Source organism: Halomonas smyrnensis AAD6, assembly GCF_000265245.1.
Classification (GTDB): domain Bacteria; phylum Pseudomonadota; class Gammaproteobacteria; order Pseudomonadales; family Halomonadaceae; genus Halomonas; species Halomonas smyrnensis.
In genome coordinates this window covers 345,822-360,376 of the sequence record NZ_AJKS02000002.1, presented here as the reverse complement: position 1 = coordinate 360,376, position 14,555 = coordinate 345,822, and the positions used below count along the sequence as shown (strand labels likewise).

Sequence of the window (14,555 nt, the reverse complement as noted above, 5' to 3'; positions counted from 1 at the left end):
CCTCAGCGCTCCAGGGGCAGTTCGTCGACCAGATCGGCCATCAGTTCCTGGCCGACGCCGCTGGTGGTGCTGAAGCCCCAGCCGCTGCGTGCGCCACTGGCGCTCCACAGCGTTTCGCCGCTGTTGACGTCGACCACCCGCAGGCTCAGGCCCACGGCGGGCTCGCCATCCAGGCCGGTCTTGTACTGCCATTCGTCCACGGAGCCCGTGACGCCATAGCGGATACCCTGCTGCTGGGCCCAGTTCAGGGCCTCCTGCAGGTCATGGCCGCCGGTGAGGTCGAGCAGCCCGGAGGGAGGCGGGTGGGGGGCCTGGGTCAGCGACGCGACGCCATGCTGGTGCAGCAGGGTGGTCAGGCCGGATTCGGCGCGTCGTCCGGCCAACGGCGTTTCGGAGTGGTTGGCGATCGGCAGCAGCGCCCAGCGTGCATCGGGGTCCAGGGGGGCCGAGCGGTGCACGTCGGTCACGGCGCAGCCGCCGAGCGCGAAGAGACCGATGAGCGTCGCCATGGCCAGTGAGGAAGCGAATGAGCGGGACATGGGCATCACTCCTTGCTAGTGGCGGGCGGCCTTTTGGCGGCCCAGGAAGTACTGATAGGTCAGGGCAATGGCGAAGCGCGTGTCGTCGCTGTTGCTTGCCCCCTGTTCGGTGCCCTGATCGAGGGTGAGCCGCAGCCCCAGCTCGTCATTGCCCAGCAGCCGGGAGCCGACAGCGAAGGTGGTATTGATGGCGAACTCGTCGTTCGGCATGTGGTAGCCGGCATCCAGGTCGAAACGCAGCCTGGGAGAGGCCACCCGGGGGTAGGCGTGGCCCGGCTCGCCTCGCGCAATGCCTATCCCGACGCCCACGAAGGTGTTGCTGTCGTCGAGCAGCCGGTCCGGTGTGCTGCCGGCGGGTAGGCGGGCGGCGGTGTCCTCGGGCAATTGGTCCACCGGATCGTGTTGCTCGTGACTGGCCATCAGGCGCAGCTCCAGCCGCCGGCTGGCGCCCGCCACCAGGGCGTGGCTCCAATCCGCCTCCAGGCGCATGCCGTCGCCCAGTCGTTCATGCTCCTCGCGGCTGCGGAAGATCAGATGACTGGCATCGAACGACAGGACGTCACGGGCCGTGGGCTGCCATTCGAGATTGGCGCCGACTCGGTCTTCGACCCCCAGTACTCGCATCAGGTCGCCGATCTCGGAGGTCTGGCCCAGCGCACCGTAGACGCCGCCCGCCAGGCGCGACGTCGCCTGCCAGCGCTGGTCGAGCCGGAGCTGGACCCGAGTGTCGTCGTCGGTCTCGACGCCGCCCAGCTGCAGCCGGGTATCGCTGCGTGCGCCGTTCCAGCCGAGGGTCAGCCCTGCGACGCTCTCTTCTTCCAGGCCGTCCGCATCGAGATCGAGATGCCCGGTATCCAGCCGTCGCTTCGCCAGATCGAGCCTGCCCCACCAGCGTTCGCCGGCTCGCTCGTAGCTCAGCTGGCCGCCGTCGATGCTCAGGTCGCCGAGTTCCTCGTGGGAGGCACGAGTGACGAGGCGGTGGGGCAGCTCGTTGGCCAGCGCCACGGCGTCGGCTCGCTGGTCATGGCCGGCGGCGGTCAGGTCGGTGGCCAGCGCCAGTGCTTCCTGGCGGCGGTCGAGCCGCTGGAGGGCCGCGAGCCGGTCGGCCGCGGACAGGGCGGCCGTGTCATCGTCGAGCAATCGCTTCAGGGTGGCGCGATCATTCTTCTCCAGCGCGACCGACAGGCGCTGCCAGTCGGGGCTGCGATGCCCCAGGTCGCGGGCCCGCAGCAGCAGGTAGCGGGCGTGCAGCGGCCGGTTCAGGGCCAGGTTGGCGTCGAACAGCCAATCGCTGTCTTCCACCGTCGGTGGCGTGTCGTCGAACGCCTTCAGCAGCAGGGTGTGGTACCAGCCCCGGCCGCTGTCGGGGCCGGCCAGCGTCGTCAGCGTGCCCAGTGCCCGGACCCGATCTTCCCGGCCGTCACGGCCCGGCTGCGTCGAGGCGTTCGGGTTGGCCGCGAGTTGGGGCAGCAGGTCGGCCAGCGCCTGATGACGCAGCCGGAAGGCGGCTGCCGCGTGACCGGTCAATGCCAGGGTGTCGGCATGATCGAGCCGGAGCCAGGTATCCCGAGGCGCAGCCCGGGCTGCCGAGCGATACCATCTCAAAGCCCGGTCGAGCTCCCCCAGCTGGCGATGGCCATTGGCCATGGCGGCCATCAGGTCGGTATGACCGCGGGCGGCGGCGGCCCATTCGCCGAGGCGTTGGCGAAGCCTCTCGTGCTCCCCGTCGGCGGCCAGTGCATAGAGCATCCCGGCGCGGAGGTAGGGCTCGCCGGGGGCCAGGGCGAGGGCTTCCCGGTACGCCGAGACGGCACCGGGAGCATCCCGTTCCCGCAGCCGTTGGGCGCCCAGGGCCCCCCAGTAGTGGGGCGAGTCGGCCAGGGGGGCGGGATCCTGCTCGACCATCGCTAAGAGCGCTCGCGTGAGGTCGGGGCGAGACTCACGCTGGGCAAGGTCAAGCATCTCCATGATCGCGTCGGTGTCGCGCTCGGCTTCCCAGCGCTCGCGAGTCACCCGCATGGCCAGCGACAGGTCGCCGCTGTCTCCCGCGGTGCGGATGAGGCGCGTCGCCTCATCGTTCTCCAGGCTATGGCGGGCGAACAGGGCCCGATAGGCCTGCCGGCTGCTCCTCGCATCGCCGACCTGCCAGGCCAGCTCGGCGCGCTGGCGCCAGTATTCGTCGGCCATGGCCGAGGTGCTGTCGGGGTCGATGCGGCCGAGGACGGTCAGGGCCTCGTCGAGTCGCCACTGCTGGGTCAGAAGGCGACTCCGCTCGCGGGTCGCCTCGACTTCCAGCCCGGAATGCCCCGCTAGCCTGGCCCAGGCATCTTGTGCGTCATCGAGACGGCCGACCTGTTCCAGCCAGGTGGCCAGGCGAATGCGCAGTTCCCGATCGCCGTCGCCGGCGGCTTCCCAGCGGCGAATCTGGGCGATGGCGGCGTCCGGCTCGCCCAAGGCATCGAGTAGGTCGACCAGCAGATGGCGCTCATCAGGCGTCAGTTCGCCGCGCTCGTTGAGGCGCCGCAGGGCGGCCAGGGCGGTGGTGCGATAGCGCAGACTCAGCGCGAGGGTCACGACCTCGCGATCATGCTCGGCCCGTTCGCTGGCCCGGGCCAGTCGCTCCAGAGTGTCCAGCGCCTGCCGGTGTTGGTCGGCCCACTGCTGGGTATGGGCGAGGCGCTCGAGGTGGTCGAGCTGATTCGGTTCCAGGCGCTGCAGCCGCTCCAGGCCCTGGATGGCCGACCCCAGACGGTCGAGGCCCAGGGCGATCGAGACGTGGCGCTCGAGGGCTTCCACGTCATCGGGATGCAGATCGAGATAGTGCTGTGACCATTCGAATGCCTGTTCCGGTTCGTCATGAGCCAGTGCCAGGCGAATCCCGAGCGTCAGCAACGTTTCATCATCGGGATAGTGGCTCAGATATTCCCGTGCATACGCCACGCCGATGTCGCTCTCGCTCTGTTCGGCGGCGGTCAAGGCGGCCAGGGCGGCTTCCCGGCGTGGCGGGTCCTCGGAGCCGAGGGAATCCTGCTGGGCATGGGCCGCGGGGATCACCCACCCCAGCCAGCCGAGATCGTGAGGGGCATTCCCGGCGATCTGCCAGGCCCGGTGCCAGGCCCTGGCCGAGCGCTCCGGTGCGCCGGCCTTGAGCCACCAGTAGCCGGCCTGGGTCAACCAGTGGTAGCCCTTCGGTGAGTCACGCTCGGCCAGCTGCTCGTAGCATTGGGCCGCGCGGGCGGGATGGCCGATTGCCAGCCAGTGATCGGCGATCGTGGCCAGGTGCGGTGGTGGAAGATCATCGCGCGACTCGAGCGCAGCGAGTTGCCGGGTCAGCCGCTCGAGGTGGCGAGCCCGCTCGGGAGCCTCTGCGGGTAGGGCCGCGTAGGCCTGCCAGTTCAGCTCCAGCAGCAGCCACTGGATGTCGATGTCGTGGTCGCCGCCCGGTGGCGCCAAGGCCTCGCGTGCGGCGGCGAGCTCGCCGATCTCCATGAGCTGGCGGGCCAGGGCAAGGCGCAGTCCGACGTTGTCGGGGCTGACCCTGAGCAGGGCCTGATGGTAGAGGATCGCCATGCGTTCGTAGGCGGTCTCCGGTGAGGCGCCGAGCTGCAGGAAGTGGCGAGCCGGGAAGAGGCCGATCAGGATGAGCGCCAGCAGGATACCCAGCCCCCGCAGGGTCAAGGGGCGGAGCAGGTGACCGGCGCGCATGGGATGCCGGTGTCGGGAACGAAGGGGATCAGTCGTCACAGGACACCTCGATGCGATCGGAGTGGCTCCCAGCGTAGCTCAGGATCACCCGGTCGCCTTGCTGCTGCTGTCTGGCACCGGGGGCGTCGATATCGCAGTCATTCATGCCGGCCAGCTCGATGCGCAAGGAGACCTGTTCGGCGGCAAGGCGCAGCGAGAGGCGTTTGGCGTCGTGTCGCTCCCAGCGGGAGATACGGCCGTTGGCCAGCCTCAGGTGGGGGGTCTCGGGAGGCCGTGGTGACAGCTGAAGAAGGGAATCACCGGCGCCGCTCAAGGCGACATAGCGCCCGGTGTCGGTGTCCCTGACGCCGGCCACGCCCCGGGAGGCTGCCAGATCCGGCCAGCCCAGGGCCGGGGGCAGGCGCAGGGTGCGAAGCCGAGTGGCGGCGCGGATCTGCCAACCACCGTCGAGCCTGCGGGCGATACCCAGGTCGTACCACTGGCTGGCAACATCGCTCCACGTGCTGGTATAGACCGGGAGCGTCTCCTGGGTGCTGACGTAGTCGTAGACTTGCTGCAGCGCCTTCAGTGCGGCGGGGCTCGCCGCCGAGTAGAAGTGGTAGTAGATGTCGATCGGCTTGAGCCGGCGGGGACGATCGGTCAGCCGGTAGGTTTCGATGACACGACGATAGCCCCACAGGGGTCCGCGCATGTGGTTGGTGTAGATGTTCTCGTTGGTCTGAGGGGCGTATACCTGCAGGTAGTCGCCCTGGGGACGCAGCATGGGCGACACCCGGGTCAAGGTGGGGAAGCTGTCGGTGATGTGGGTGTTGCCGCCGTTCATGTTTCGCAGGCCGATCCGTTCGGCGTGCGCAAGGGCCTCTTCCGGAGGCAAGGTGTTGCCGCTCCACAGCACCACGGACACCGACTTGTCGGGCGGCGCCAGGTGGTCATTGATGTATGCCGTGGCGCCGGCGATCTCGCGCTCAAGAGAGAACGCGTAGCCTGGTATCGGCAGGTTGTAGTTGAAGCCGGCCTGGGTCTCGCCCTGCCCGGCGAGATCGCCTTCGTCGAGCTTTTCCCACTGGAAGGGGTGACTGAAGGTGTGATTGGCCATCTCGACCCAGGGCAACTCGAAGATGCGTCGGGCGAGTGGTTCCAGCTGTGAGCGGAGATGTGGATGCATGCTGTGCGGTCCGAACTCTCCCTCGATCACCGACACGGTGGTCGGTACCCGGTAGCGTTGCAGGACCTCCGTCAACATGAGTTCGCCGGTGAAATGCGAGCCGGGAAAATCGGCTCGACTGACAAAGGCGTCGCCGTCGATCTGTGTCATCCAGTAGCGGGCGCCATTCTCCGTGGTGGGGTCCGGTACGGGGATCTCGGGGAGGGCCAGTGCGGTCTCGAGGAACGCAAAGGGATCGAGAATCCAGCGCTGCTGCGCCTCACCGGCCTGCTGAAGGATCCAGGGCCAGGTGGCGATTCCGCCCCAGGGCCCGCTCAGTACCGGGGACAGGGAACGGCCCCCCGGGGCCTCCAGGGTCAGGTGGCGGATGATGTCGGCACGTGTTGTCTGATAGCCGTGCTGATAAGGCGCGGGGCGTGAAGGCATGCCTTCGAATCCCAGCATGTCGTCGTGGTCCGCGATGCGCAGCTGGCGCTGCTCGGAGCCCTCGATGAGTCCCATGTGGTTGCCCAAGGCGCCATTCAATGGAATCCCGGGGTCACCCAGGATGACGACGCGAAGGCCATCGCGCATCTGTTCGAGCAGCCAGTCGGCGTAGCGTTGTCCATCGGGGATCGGACCATCGAACCAGCTGACAATGCCGGCGTAGCGGCCATTCAGGACGTCGTCGGGCAGTGCGGCGTTGACGTCATGATACTCCGCCGCATAGCCCATATATTCCAGCGGCATGGCCAGGTAACGGTGGGCATTGGTGTTGGCCAGCTCACCCGCCTCGGTAGAGGCCTTGTCATACAACATCAATATGCGACGAGGCACCGGCTCGATAAGCCCAACGCCCACCTGATTAAGCTGCGCCACGCTGACCCAAGGGATGAACCCCTCGGCCGCTATCCGCTCGGCGGTCCGGCGCGCCAGCGCACGATCGGCGGCCGGCACGTAATCGATGGCGATGGTGGGCAGGCCGTATTCGTCCCTCGCCCGACTCAGCTGATCATGCAGCCACTGACTGTCCGTGTCTGGCACCGAACCGTAGATGCCGGTCGCCGGGTTCCAGCGACGATAAAGGGACTCGGCTGCGATACCGACGATATCGCCATGAATGCGATCGAGGACCTCGAAGCCGCGATTGACCAGCAGCTTCATGTCGGGGAAGCGTTGTCGTATCTCCCCGATCAGCTCGACCAACGCCTGCTGCTGACGCCGAGCGGCCCTGCCCTCCGGGGCAAACAGCCGATAGCTGTCGAGGGTGTCGAGGAAGAGTCCTCGGTAGCCGTCGTTCCACAGTGGCTGGATGCGTTCCTCGAGCAGGTAGCGTTGCCACTCCTCGCTGGTGAGGTCGGCCACCCTGCTGTTCCAGTGAGGGTTGTCCTCGAGGAGGACCGAGTCCGGAAGATGCGAGGGCTGGGGACGCCAGGCATCGAGTTCGCCGACACTCACGTAAGCAAAGGCCTGCGTACCATGGCGCTCCAGCCGCTCCCGCTGCCTGGGCGCGAGATTGGCCGCTTCTATCGCCACCCAGTCGAACTGATCCAGTAACTCCAGTGGGGCGTCATTCCCGTAGTAGAAGGCTACGCTGGGCGAAGAGGCGCCGTCCGGAATGACCGCACGCGCGGTGTCAGGAAGCGCTGCCAGCGCTATCGCGATGAAGAGTAGCCCAACGATGTTGCGCATCTTTTCTACCTCGCACGCGGTGCCGTGCTTCTCTCAACCATGAGACGTCGTCGTGATGGCATCGGCCGGCTGCTGCTGAATCGTGCTGGACACCAGGGCGTGGAGCCCGTCTTCCAGCGACCACTCCGCCTGTATGCCGAGCCACTGCTCGAGGCGCTGGGCATGCCCGCACGAATCCCGAATGTCGTCTTGCCTGGCCGGCGAAAACTGAAGGGTGGGGGGGTGATGGGTCAGCGAGCCGAGAGTCTCCAGCAAGCCCAACAGGTTGGTGCGCTGCCCCGTGGCCACGTTACAGACGCCCTGGTATCCGGTTTCCAGGGCCGACACGTTGGCCCGCGCGACATCTCGAACGTAGATGAAATCGCGAGTCTGGAGGCCATCGCCGAAGATCCGAGGGGACTGTCCGAGCAGGAGCGTGTCGAGGAAGCGTGCAATGACACCCGCATAGGGCGATTGCGGGTCCTGACGAGGGCCGTAGACATTGAAGTAGCGCAGCCCCAGGCTCGACAGACCCTGAGAGGTGTGCAGCAACTCTGCGTAACGTTCATCCGCCCACTTTTCCAGCCCGTAGGGCGAGATCGGAGATGGAGTGAGTGTCTCGCGTATTGGCAAATATCGGGGGATGCCGTAAACGGCCGCAGACGAGGCATAGACGATGCGCTCGACGCCAGCCGACGCTGCGGCGTGAAACACATTGAGCGTACCGAGGATATTGTGGCTGGCCGAGGCGGCCGGGTCCTCGACGGAGCGTACGACCGACACCTGAGCCGCCAGGTGGAGGCAGAGGCTGACGTCACGCATGGCCTGTGCCACGCTCGATGCATCGCGAATGTCGCCTTTGACGAACTCCAGACGCCTGTTCTGCAGAGGCAGGTTGGAGAGATTGCCGCTGGAAAGGTTGTCCAGCACGCGCACTCGATACCCCCTTGCCAGCAGTAACTCGACGCTGTGGGAGCCGATGAAACCGGCACCGCCGGTGACCAGTACCCGATGGGCGAACTGCGTCATGTTCCCTTACCCCCCCGTGTTGTCATGGCGTACGGCTTCTTCTGGCCGCTGCCATCTCCGTAACTGGAAGGTTACTCAGTTACAGAAATTAACCTATTGGGTGCAGGATAAGAGGGCGGGCCTACCGCTACCGCCTGTAATGGCTAATTATGCTGTGGTGGTTTTTCTCGTGGGGGAGTATGAGAGATGGGGCAGGGCCGGGCGATATCCGGCCCTGTGCAAGGAGACGTCAGGCCGGCGTCAGGCGCTGGACGCCCTGGTCGGTGCCCAGCAGCAGCACGTCGGCGCCGCGGGCGGCGAACAGCCCGTTGGTGACCACGCCGACGATGGCGTTGAGTGTCGCCTCCATGGCCACCGGGTCGTCGATCATGAACTCGTAGCAGTCGAGGATCTGGTTGCCGTTGTCGGTGACCACGCCCTCGCGGTAGACCGGGTCGGCGCCCAGCTTGACCAGCTCCCGCGCTACGTAGGAGCGGGCCATGGGAATCACCTCCACCGGCAGCGGGAAGTCGCCCAGGCGCTTCACCTTCTTGGAGCCGTCGGCGATGCACACGAAGCGCTGGGCGCAGGCGGCGACGATCTTCTCCCGGGTCAGGGCCGCACCGCCGCCCTTGATCATCTGAAGGTGAGCGTTCACTTCGTCCGCGCCATCGACATAGACGGGCACGGTGCCGACCTCGTTGAGCTCGAAGACATCGATGCCGTGGCTGCGCAGGCGCTCGGCGCTGGCCTCGGAGCTGGCCACGGCGCCACGGAAGTCGCTGCTCAGCGCGGCCAGCTGGTCGATGAAGCGATTGGCGGTGGAGCCGGTACCGACGCCGATCACCACGTCGCGCCCGAGCAGCGGGCGGATCTCGTCGATGGCGGCAGCGGCCACGGCGTCCTTGAGTTCGTCCTGGGTCATGGAGTGCTCGTCTGGCTGGAGGGTGGAAATGCCGCGCCATTATAGGCCATGGCGCCTCGCCGTGCTGGACGCCGTGCCGGCGCGAATGCTACCAATAGAGGTTCCCTCCGCGCCGCGTCACGCGGCCCCTCGCGCTACTATCGGAATGTCAGGATGCTCGAAGATACCGTCAAGAAGATTCTCCAGGCCCGGGTCTATGAGGCCGCCCGGGAAACGCCGATCTCGTCGGCGCCGTTTCTCTCCAAGCGGTTCGACAACCAGATTCTGATCAAGCGCGAAGATCTCCAGCCGGTCTACTCCTTCAAGATTCGCGGCGCCTACAACAAGATGGCGCAGCTCAGCGACGAGCAGAAGGCCAAGGGCGTGATCGCCGCCTCGGCGGGCAATCATGCCCAGGGGCTGGCCATGGCCGCCAGGCAGATGGGCGTCAAGGCGGTGATCGTGATGCCGCGCATCACCCCGGAGATCAAGGTCGCCGCGGTGCGTGCCCGGGGCGCCAGGGTGGTGCTCAAGGGCGATGCCTTCGGCGAGGCCGCGGCCCACGCCCAGGAACTGATCGAGGAGCACGGCTACACCTACATCCCGCCGTTCGACGACATCGACGTGATCGCCGGCCAGGGCACCGTGGCGGTGGAGATCCTGCGCCAGAACCCCGGCCGGCTGGACGCCATCTTCGTGCCGGTGGGCGGCGGCGGGCTGATCGCCGGCGTGGCCGCCTACGTGAAGTACCTGCGCCCGGAGATCAAGGTGATCGGCGTGGAGTCCGAGGACAGCGCCAGCCTCAAGGCCGCCCTGGACCGCGGCGAGCGCGTGGTGCTGGACCAGGTCGGCGTGTTCGCCGAGGGCGTGGCCGTGGCTCAGGTCGGCGAGGCGCCCTTCGCGGTGATGCGCGACCTGGTGGACGACGTCATCACCGTCAACACCGACGAGATGTGCGCCGCGGTGAAGGACATCTTCGAGGACACCCGCGCGGTCTCCGAGACCTCCGGCGCCCTGTCGCTGGCGGGTCTCAAGAAGTACATCCAGCAGACCGGCGCCAGCGGCGAGACCCTGGTGTGCATCAACTCCGGCGCCAACACCAACTTCGATCGCCTGCAGCACATCGCCGAGCGCACCGAGCTGGGCGAGCAGCGCGAGGCGATCCTGGCGGTGACCATCCCCGAGCGGCCGGGCAGCTTCAAGAAGTTCTGCCGCACCATCGGCAAGCGCATGGTCACCGAGTTCAGCTATCGCTATGCCGATCCCGAGCAGGCGCACATCTTCGTCGGCGTGCAGGTCAAGCCGGGCGGCGAGGATCGCCAGGCGGTGATCGACAAGCTGCGCGAGGCTGGCTATCCGGTGGAGGACCTCACCGACAACGAGCTGGCCAAGCTGCACCTGCGCCATCTCGGCGGCGGTCGCCCCCAGGAGCGCTTCGACGAGGAGGTCTATCGCTTCGAGTTTCCGGAGCGTCCCGGCGCGCTGATGAACTTCCTCACCCACCTGCCCCACGACTGGAACATCTCGCTGTTTCACTACCGCAATCACGGCGCCGCCTACGGCCGGGTGCTGGTCGGCATGCAGCTGCCGGAGGACGATCGCGGGCACGTCGAGGAGCACTTCGACGAGATCGGCTATCGCTACTGGAAGGAGTCGGACAACCCCGCCTATCGCCTGTTCATGGCGTGACGCTCCCGGGCGGCGTGAGTAAGCGGTTGCTTGCGCGCTGCGCTCGGCCATGACAGCGTCGTTTGCGCTCATTCCCGAGCATGACGGTTGTCATGCTCGGGCGCTTCGGCTAGGCTGTGGCCCCGCTCGAGGCGGCCCCGACGGGCCTCCGGCCTTGCTCTCGCGGCCGGGTGGCCGGAAACCGTGAACAAACGGTGTTCGAGGGGGGCAAATGCGCCTTTCGCGGCGGTCTCGACGCCGTATAGTCGAAAGCAGTCAACGCCAGCCGATGCCCGGAACGTCATCCGGACACGGCGCCGTCACATCGAAGGGAGTCGACGATGAAGCGCAAGCCCGACCTGGTCATGATCCTGGTGCTGATCTTCGGTATCGGTGTCGTGGCGACCGGCTACGCCCAGGCGCTGGTCGGCCAGTAAGCGCCAGCGGTCAGGACGATTCCCGAAAAAAAGCGGTCGATGCTCAGGTATCGGCCGCTTTTTTTCATGCCGGAATGGCCCGCGAGGCCATCAGGGGCGCACGACGCGCCGGTCGCTGACGATGGCATCCAGCGGCACGTCCCAGGGCGCCACCGGCAGGCGCTCGACGCGCTGGCAGTCGTGGGCCAGGCCGATCAGGCGCGGCCGCGGCCCGCGGCCGCGGGTGAAGGCCAGGGTGCGGTCGTAGAAGCCGCCCCCCATGCCGATGCGCTGCCCGTCGTCGTCGAAGCCCACCAGCGGCATCAGGATCAGGTCCAGCGCCCAGGCCGGCGTGCGGCGGGCGCGATGGGCACCGTGACGGGTGCAGGGTTCGGGGATGCCGAAGCGGTTGGTCACCATCGGCGTGCCGGCGTGGTAGTGCACGAACCACAGGGCGTTATGCGAAAGCGGACGCAGCACGGGCAGATGGACGCGGACGCCGCGGCCGTTCAGCCAGGGCACCAGGCGGGTCGGGTCGATCTCGCCGTCGTTGGGCAGGTAGAGGGCCACGCGCCTTGCGCGCTGCACTTCGGGAAGGCGCCGCAGCTGGTGGCATAGCCGCCGGGCGGCCTGAGATTGCTCTTGCGCGCTCAGCCGGCGACGGCGACGTCGGAGGTCACGACGCAGGGCGCGTCGCTCGTCGTCACGCACGGTGCAGGCGGCGGTGTCTTGCAGATCGGTCATGCAGAAAGGAGTTCCCCAGAGTGCCGCTGTCATTCTGGCCCTTGAACCCTGTGGTTCAAGGTGGGTGGCCGCAGCCGGACCGTCAGGCTTTCCGTCGCACGGACATGCACACGGGTCCGGACTAGCTGTTGGCCCCCTGGGTACTGCGCATAGGCTCGAGGGACTTAACGACTGGCGAACACCCCAGGGAACGCCTCTATCCTAGCAGAGCGAGGCCTGCGTCCAAAGCGAAGAATCCTCTAGCGCGAGGGCGCGTCGGCCAGCGCCTTCTCCAGGCGCGCGCTGAGCTCGCCGAGGCTCTTCTCGCCGGCGCGGCGCTCCTCGAGGGTCTCGAGCAGCTCGTGGGTGATGTTCAGGGCCGCCATGATGGCGACCTTCTCCCGGTCGACCACCTTGCCCTGGGCGTGGATGCCCTGCATGGCGCGGTCCAGGTAGCGGGCAGCGCGCTCCAGCTTGTCCTGCTCGTCCGGCGGACAGGCGATGACGTACTGGCGCTCCAGCAGGGTGATCTCGGTGGTGGGCCGCGAGGCGTCGGTCATGGGGGGCTCCGGCGGGCCCGGAGGAGCACGCGGGGTGCGGCGCCATGGGGGCCCGATGCGTTAACATCGTGGGGTATACGTACGTCAAGTCACTATAAGAGAGCCGTTTGCGGCCGGTCAACGCGCCGCGCGGCCCTCGCACCGGATGGTCCCATGTCTCTGATCAACGAACGCCAGGATTTCTCCGACATCGCCGACACCTTCCTGCTGCACGGCAGCATGCAGTCGCCGGCCTTCCTCGACGGCCGCCTGTGCGCCTCGCTGGCGCTGCACGACCTCAGCGCCGAGGGCTGGCTGGAAGTCGTGTGCCAGAACCTGGGCGTCGAGCAGCCCCGCGACGAGCCCTCCGCCGAGCGCCTGCTGGGCTGGCGCCGCCAGACCGTCGAGGCGCTCTCGGCCAGCGAGATGAACTACGAGCCGCTGCTGCCCGACGACCTGTTCTCCCTCGGCGAGCGCGCCCAGGGCCTGAAGGACTGGACCCTGGGCTTCCTCGAGGTGATCGAGGATGCCGGCGATGCGCCGCGCAAGGCATGGTCCGAGCCGCTGCGCGAGGCGGTCGACGACCTCAAGGGCCTGGCCGCCATCGACACCGACCTCGATGACGACCCGGAGAACGAGAACGACCTCTTCGCCCTCACCGAGCACGCCCGCATGGCCGCCATGATGCTCTACACCGAGCAGCATCCCGGCCAGCCGCAGGTCGAGAAGGTCGACGACCCCGAGTCCTACACCAAGCACTGAGACGGCCCGGGCCGCCGGCCCGGTACCGCGCGATGCCCGCCCCGCCGCCCGGCGGGGCTCCCGCCTGCCCCAGGAGCTGCCATGCCGCCCGAGATCCTGCCTCGCCCCGCCGCCATCGGCCTCGATGAATTCCGCGAACGTCGCCGCCGCCTGATGGCCACGCTGCCCGACGATGCCGCCGTGCTGCTGCCCGGCGCCGCGCTGGTCACCCGCTCCGGTGACAGCGAATACGCCTTCCGTCAGGACAGCGACTTCCACTATCTCACCGGCTTCCCCGAGCCCGATGCCCTGCTGCTGCTGCTGCCCGGCCGGGAGGACGGCGAGAGCGTGCTGTTCTGCCAGGATCGCGATCCCGAGATGGAGGCCTGGACCGGGCGCCGGCTGGGCGCGGAAGGGGCCGAGCGCGTGCATGGCCTCGACCAGGCCTTCGGCAACGCCGAGCGCGACGAGGCCCTCGCCGCGCTGCTCGACGGCCGCACCGCCCTCTATCTGCCGCTGGACGACAGCGAGGCGCTGAACCTGGCCGAGTCGATCCGCGCCGAGCTGCAGGCCGGTGCCCGTCGCGGCGCGCGGCCGCCGCTTGCCTTCGCCGACGTGTCCGCGCGCCTGCACGAGCAGCGGCTGATCAAGAGTCCGGCGGAGCTGGCGCTGATGCGCCATGCCGGCGCGGTCAGCGCCAAGGCCCACCGCCGGGCGATGCGCGCCTGTGCCCCCGGGCTCGCCGAGTACCAGCTGCAGGCCGAGCTCGAGCATGAGTTCCGGTGGCAGGGCGGCAGCGGCCCGGCCTACGCCAGCATCGTCGCTGGCGGCGACAATGCCCGTGTGCTGCACTACATCGAGAACGCCGATGCGCTGCAGGACGGCGACCTGGTGCTGATCGACGCCGGCGCCGAGTTCGACCTCTATGCCGGCGACATCACCCGTACCTTCCCGGTCGGCGGCCGCTTCGGCGACGCGCAGCGCGCGCTCTACGAGGTGGTGCTCGGCGCCCAGCAGCGCGCCATCGAGGCGGTGCGCCCCGGCACCACCCTGGCCGCCATCCATCGCGGCGTGGTGCGCGACCTGACCCAGGGGCTGATCGAGCTCGGCCTGCTGCCGGACGAGCTGGACGCCTGCCTCGAGCAAGAGGCCTGGCGGCGCTTCTATCTCCACGCCACCTCCCACTGGCTGGGCCTCGACGTCCACGACGTCGGCCAGTACCGCCAGGACGGCGAACCGCGTCCGCTGGTGCCGGGCATGGTGCTGACCATCGAGCCGGGGCTCTACGTGCCCGAGGACGACGACATACCCGTCGCCTATCGCGGCATCGGCATCCGCATCGAGGACGACGTGGCGGTGACCGAGGCGGGTCACGAGGTATTGACCGCCGACGTGCCCAAGCGGGTGGCCGATATCGAGGCGCTGATGGTCAAGGAATAACCGTTAGCAAGCGATAAAGCATTACCGTTACGTAACGTACATTATGAAAAATGGGCC

At 67.8% G+C, this 14,555-nt stretch carries 10 protein-coding genes and 1 other RNA gene; 3 read left to right on the top strand and 8 right to left on the bottom strand.

All coding sequences use genetic code 11. The features are described 5' to 3' along the window. Positions 1-2 precede the first annotated feature (2 nt). The 5 genes from UYS_RS0203750 to rpiA form a co-directional block, all read right to left on the bottom strand. A complete protein-coding gene (locus UYS_RS0203750; protein ID WP_016854158.1) occupies positions 3-539 on the bottom strand; it encodes a hypothetical protein in 537 nt (178 codons plus the stop codon). A 15-nt stretch (positions 540-554) separates the two neighbouring features. Beyond that, on the bottom strand, positions 555-4,244 hold the full coding sequence (locus UYS_RS0203745) for a tetratricopeptide repeat protein (RefSeq protein ID WP_016854157.1): 3,690 nt from the start codon (positions 4,242-4,244) through the stop codon (positions 555-557). Between the two features lie 28 nt (positions 4,245-4,272). Next, positions 4,273-7,080 carry a bifunctional glycoside hydrolase/polysaccharide deacetylase family protein gene (locus UYS_RS16845; RefSeq protein ID WP_083868075.1) on the bottom strand — a complete coding sequence of 936 codons (2,808 nt, stop codon included), beginning with the start codon at positions 7,078-7,080 and terminating at the stop codon, positions 4,273-4,275. Between the two features lie 33 nt (positions 7,081-7,113). Then, complete coding sequence (locus UYS_RS0203735) at positions 7,114-8,088, bottom strand: NAD-dependent epimerase/dehydratase family protein (protein WP_016854154.1); 975 nt, start codon at positions 8,086-8,088, stop codon at positions 7,114-7,116. A 229-nt stretch (positions 8,089-8,317) separates the two neighbouring features. After that, positions 8,318-8,992 carry a ribose-5-phosphate isomerase RpiA gene (rpiA, locus tag UYS_RS0203730; RefSeq protein WP_016854153.1) on the bottom strand — a complete coding sequence of 225 codons (675 nt, stop codon included), beginning with the start codon at positions 8,990-8,992 and terminating at the stop codon, positions 8,318-8,320. Between the two features lie 48 nt (positions 8,993-9,040). Here rpiA and ilvA point away from each other — a divergent pair, with 48 nt between their 5' ends. Further along, positions 9,041-10,660, top strand: a complete 1,620-nt coding sequence (gene ilvA, locus UYS_RS0203725; protein ID WP_272943082.1) for a threonine ammonia-lyase, biosynthetic — start codon at positions 9,041-9,043, stop codon at positions 10,658-10,660. A gap of 506 nt (positions 10,661-11,166) precedes the next feature. Here the strand turns inward: ilvA and UYS_RS0203715 are convergent. The 3 genes from UYS_RS0203715 to UYS_RS0203710 form a co-directional block, all read right to left on the bottom strand. After that, positions 11,167-11,799: a 5-formyltetrahydrofolate cyclo-ligase gene (locus tag UYS_RS0203715; protein ID WP_016854150.1), complete on the bottom strand. Its 633-nt coding sequence runs from the start codon at positions 11,797-11,799 to the stop codon at positions 11,167-11,169. Between the two features lie 8 nt (positions 11,800-11,807). Then, positions 11,808-11,992: non-coding RNA, 6S RNA (ssrS, locus tag UYS_RS17880), on the bottom strand. A gap of 46 nt (positions 11,993-12,038) precedes the next feature. Continuing rightward, a complete protein-coding gene (locus UYS_RS0203710; protein WP_016854149.1) occupies positions 12,039-12,338 on the bottom strand; it encodes a cell division protein ZapA in 300 nt (99 codons plus the stop codon). A gap of 153 nt (positions 12,339-12,491) precedes the next feature. Here UYS_RS0203710 and UYS_RS0203705 point away from each other — a divergent pair, with 153 nt between their 5' ends. Together UYS_RS0203705 and pepP are read left to right on the top strand one after the other, a co-directional pair. Then, positions 12,492-13,079, top strand: coding sequence for a UPF0149 family protein (locus UYS_RS0203705; protein ID WP_016854148.1), 588 nt, complete (start codon positions 12,492-12,494; stop codon positions 13,077-13,079). A gap of 81 nt (positions 13,080-13,160) precedes the next feature. Further along, the gene (gene pepP / locus UYS_RS0203700; protein ID WP_016854147.1) at positions 13,161-14,498 is read left to right on the top strand and encodes a Xaa-Pro aminopeptidase; all 1,338 of its coding nucleotides are present in this window, start codon (positions 13,161-13,163) and stop codon (positions 14,496-14,498) included. Positions 14,499-14,555: the final 57 nt, after the last annotated feature.

Excerpts from the sequence above, each read along its gene's own strand:
- UYS_RS0203705 (WP_016854148.1), top strand. The coding sequence starts at position 12,492 with ATGTCTCTGATCAACGAACGCCAGGATTTCTCCGACATCGCCGACACC.
- UYS_RS0203750 (WP_016854158.1), bottom strand. The coding sequence starts at position 539 with ATGTCCCGCTCATTCGCTTCCTCACTGGCCATGGCGACGCTCATCGGT.
- rpiA (WP_016854153.1), bottom strand. The coding sequence starts at position 8,992 with ATGACCCAGGACGAACTCAAGGACGCCGTGGCCGCTGCCGCCATCGAC.
- pepP (WP_016854147.1), top strand. The coding sequence starts at position 13,161 with ATGCCGCCCGAGATCCTGCCTCGCCCCGCCGCCATCGGCCTCGATGAA.
- UYS_RS0203710 (WP_016854149.1), bottom strand. The coding sequence starts at position 12,338 with ATGACCGACGCCTCGCGGCCCACCACCGAGATCACCCTGCTGGAGCGC.
- UYS_RS0203715 (WP_016854150.1), bottom strand. The coding sequence starts at position 11,799 with ATGACCGATCTGCAAGACACCGCCGCCTGCACCGTGCGTGACGACGAG.
- ilvA (WP_272943082.1), top strand. The coding sequence starts at position 9,041 with ATGGCGCCTCGCCGTGCTGGACGCCGTGCCGGCGCGAATGCTACCAAT.
- UYS_RS0203745 (WP_016854157.1), bottom strand. The coding sequence starts at position 4,244 with ATGCGCGCCGGTCACCTGCTCCGCCCCTTGACCCTGCGGGGGCTGGGT.
- UYS_RS16845 (WP_083868075.1), bottom strand. The coding sequence starts at position 7,080 with ATGCGCAACATCGTTGGGCTACTCTTCATCGCGATAGCGCTGGCAGCG.
- UYS_RS0203735 (WP_016854154.1), bottom strand. The coding sequence starts at position 8,088 with ATGACGCAGTTCGCCCATCGGGTACTGGTCACCGGCGGTGCCGGTTTC.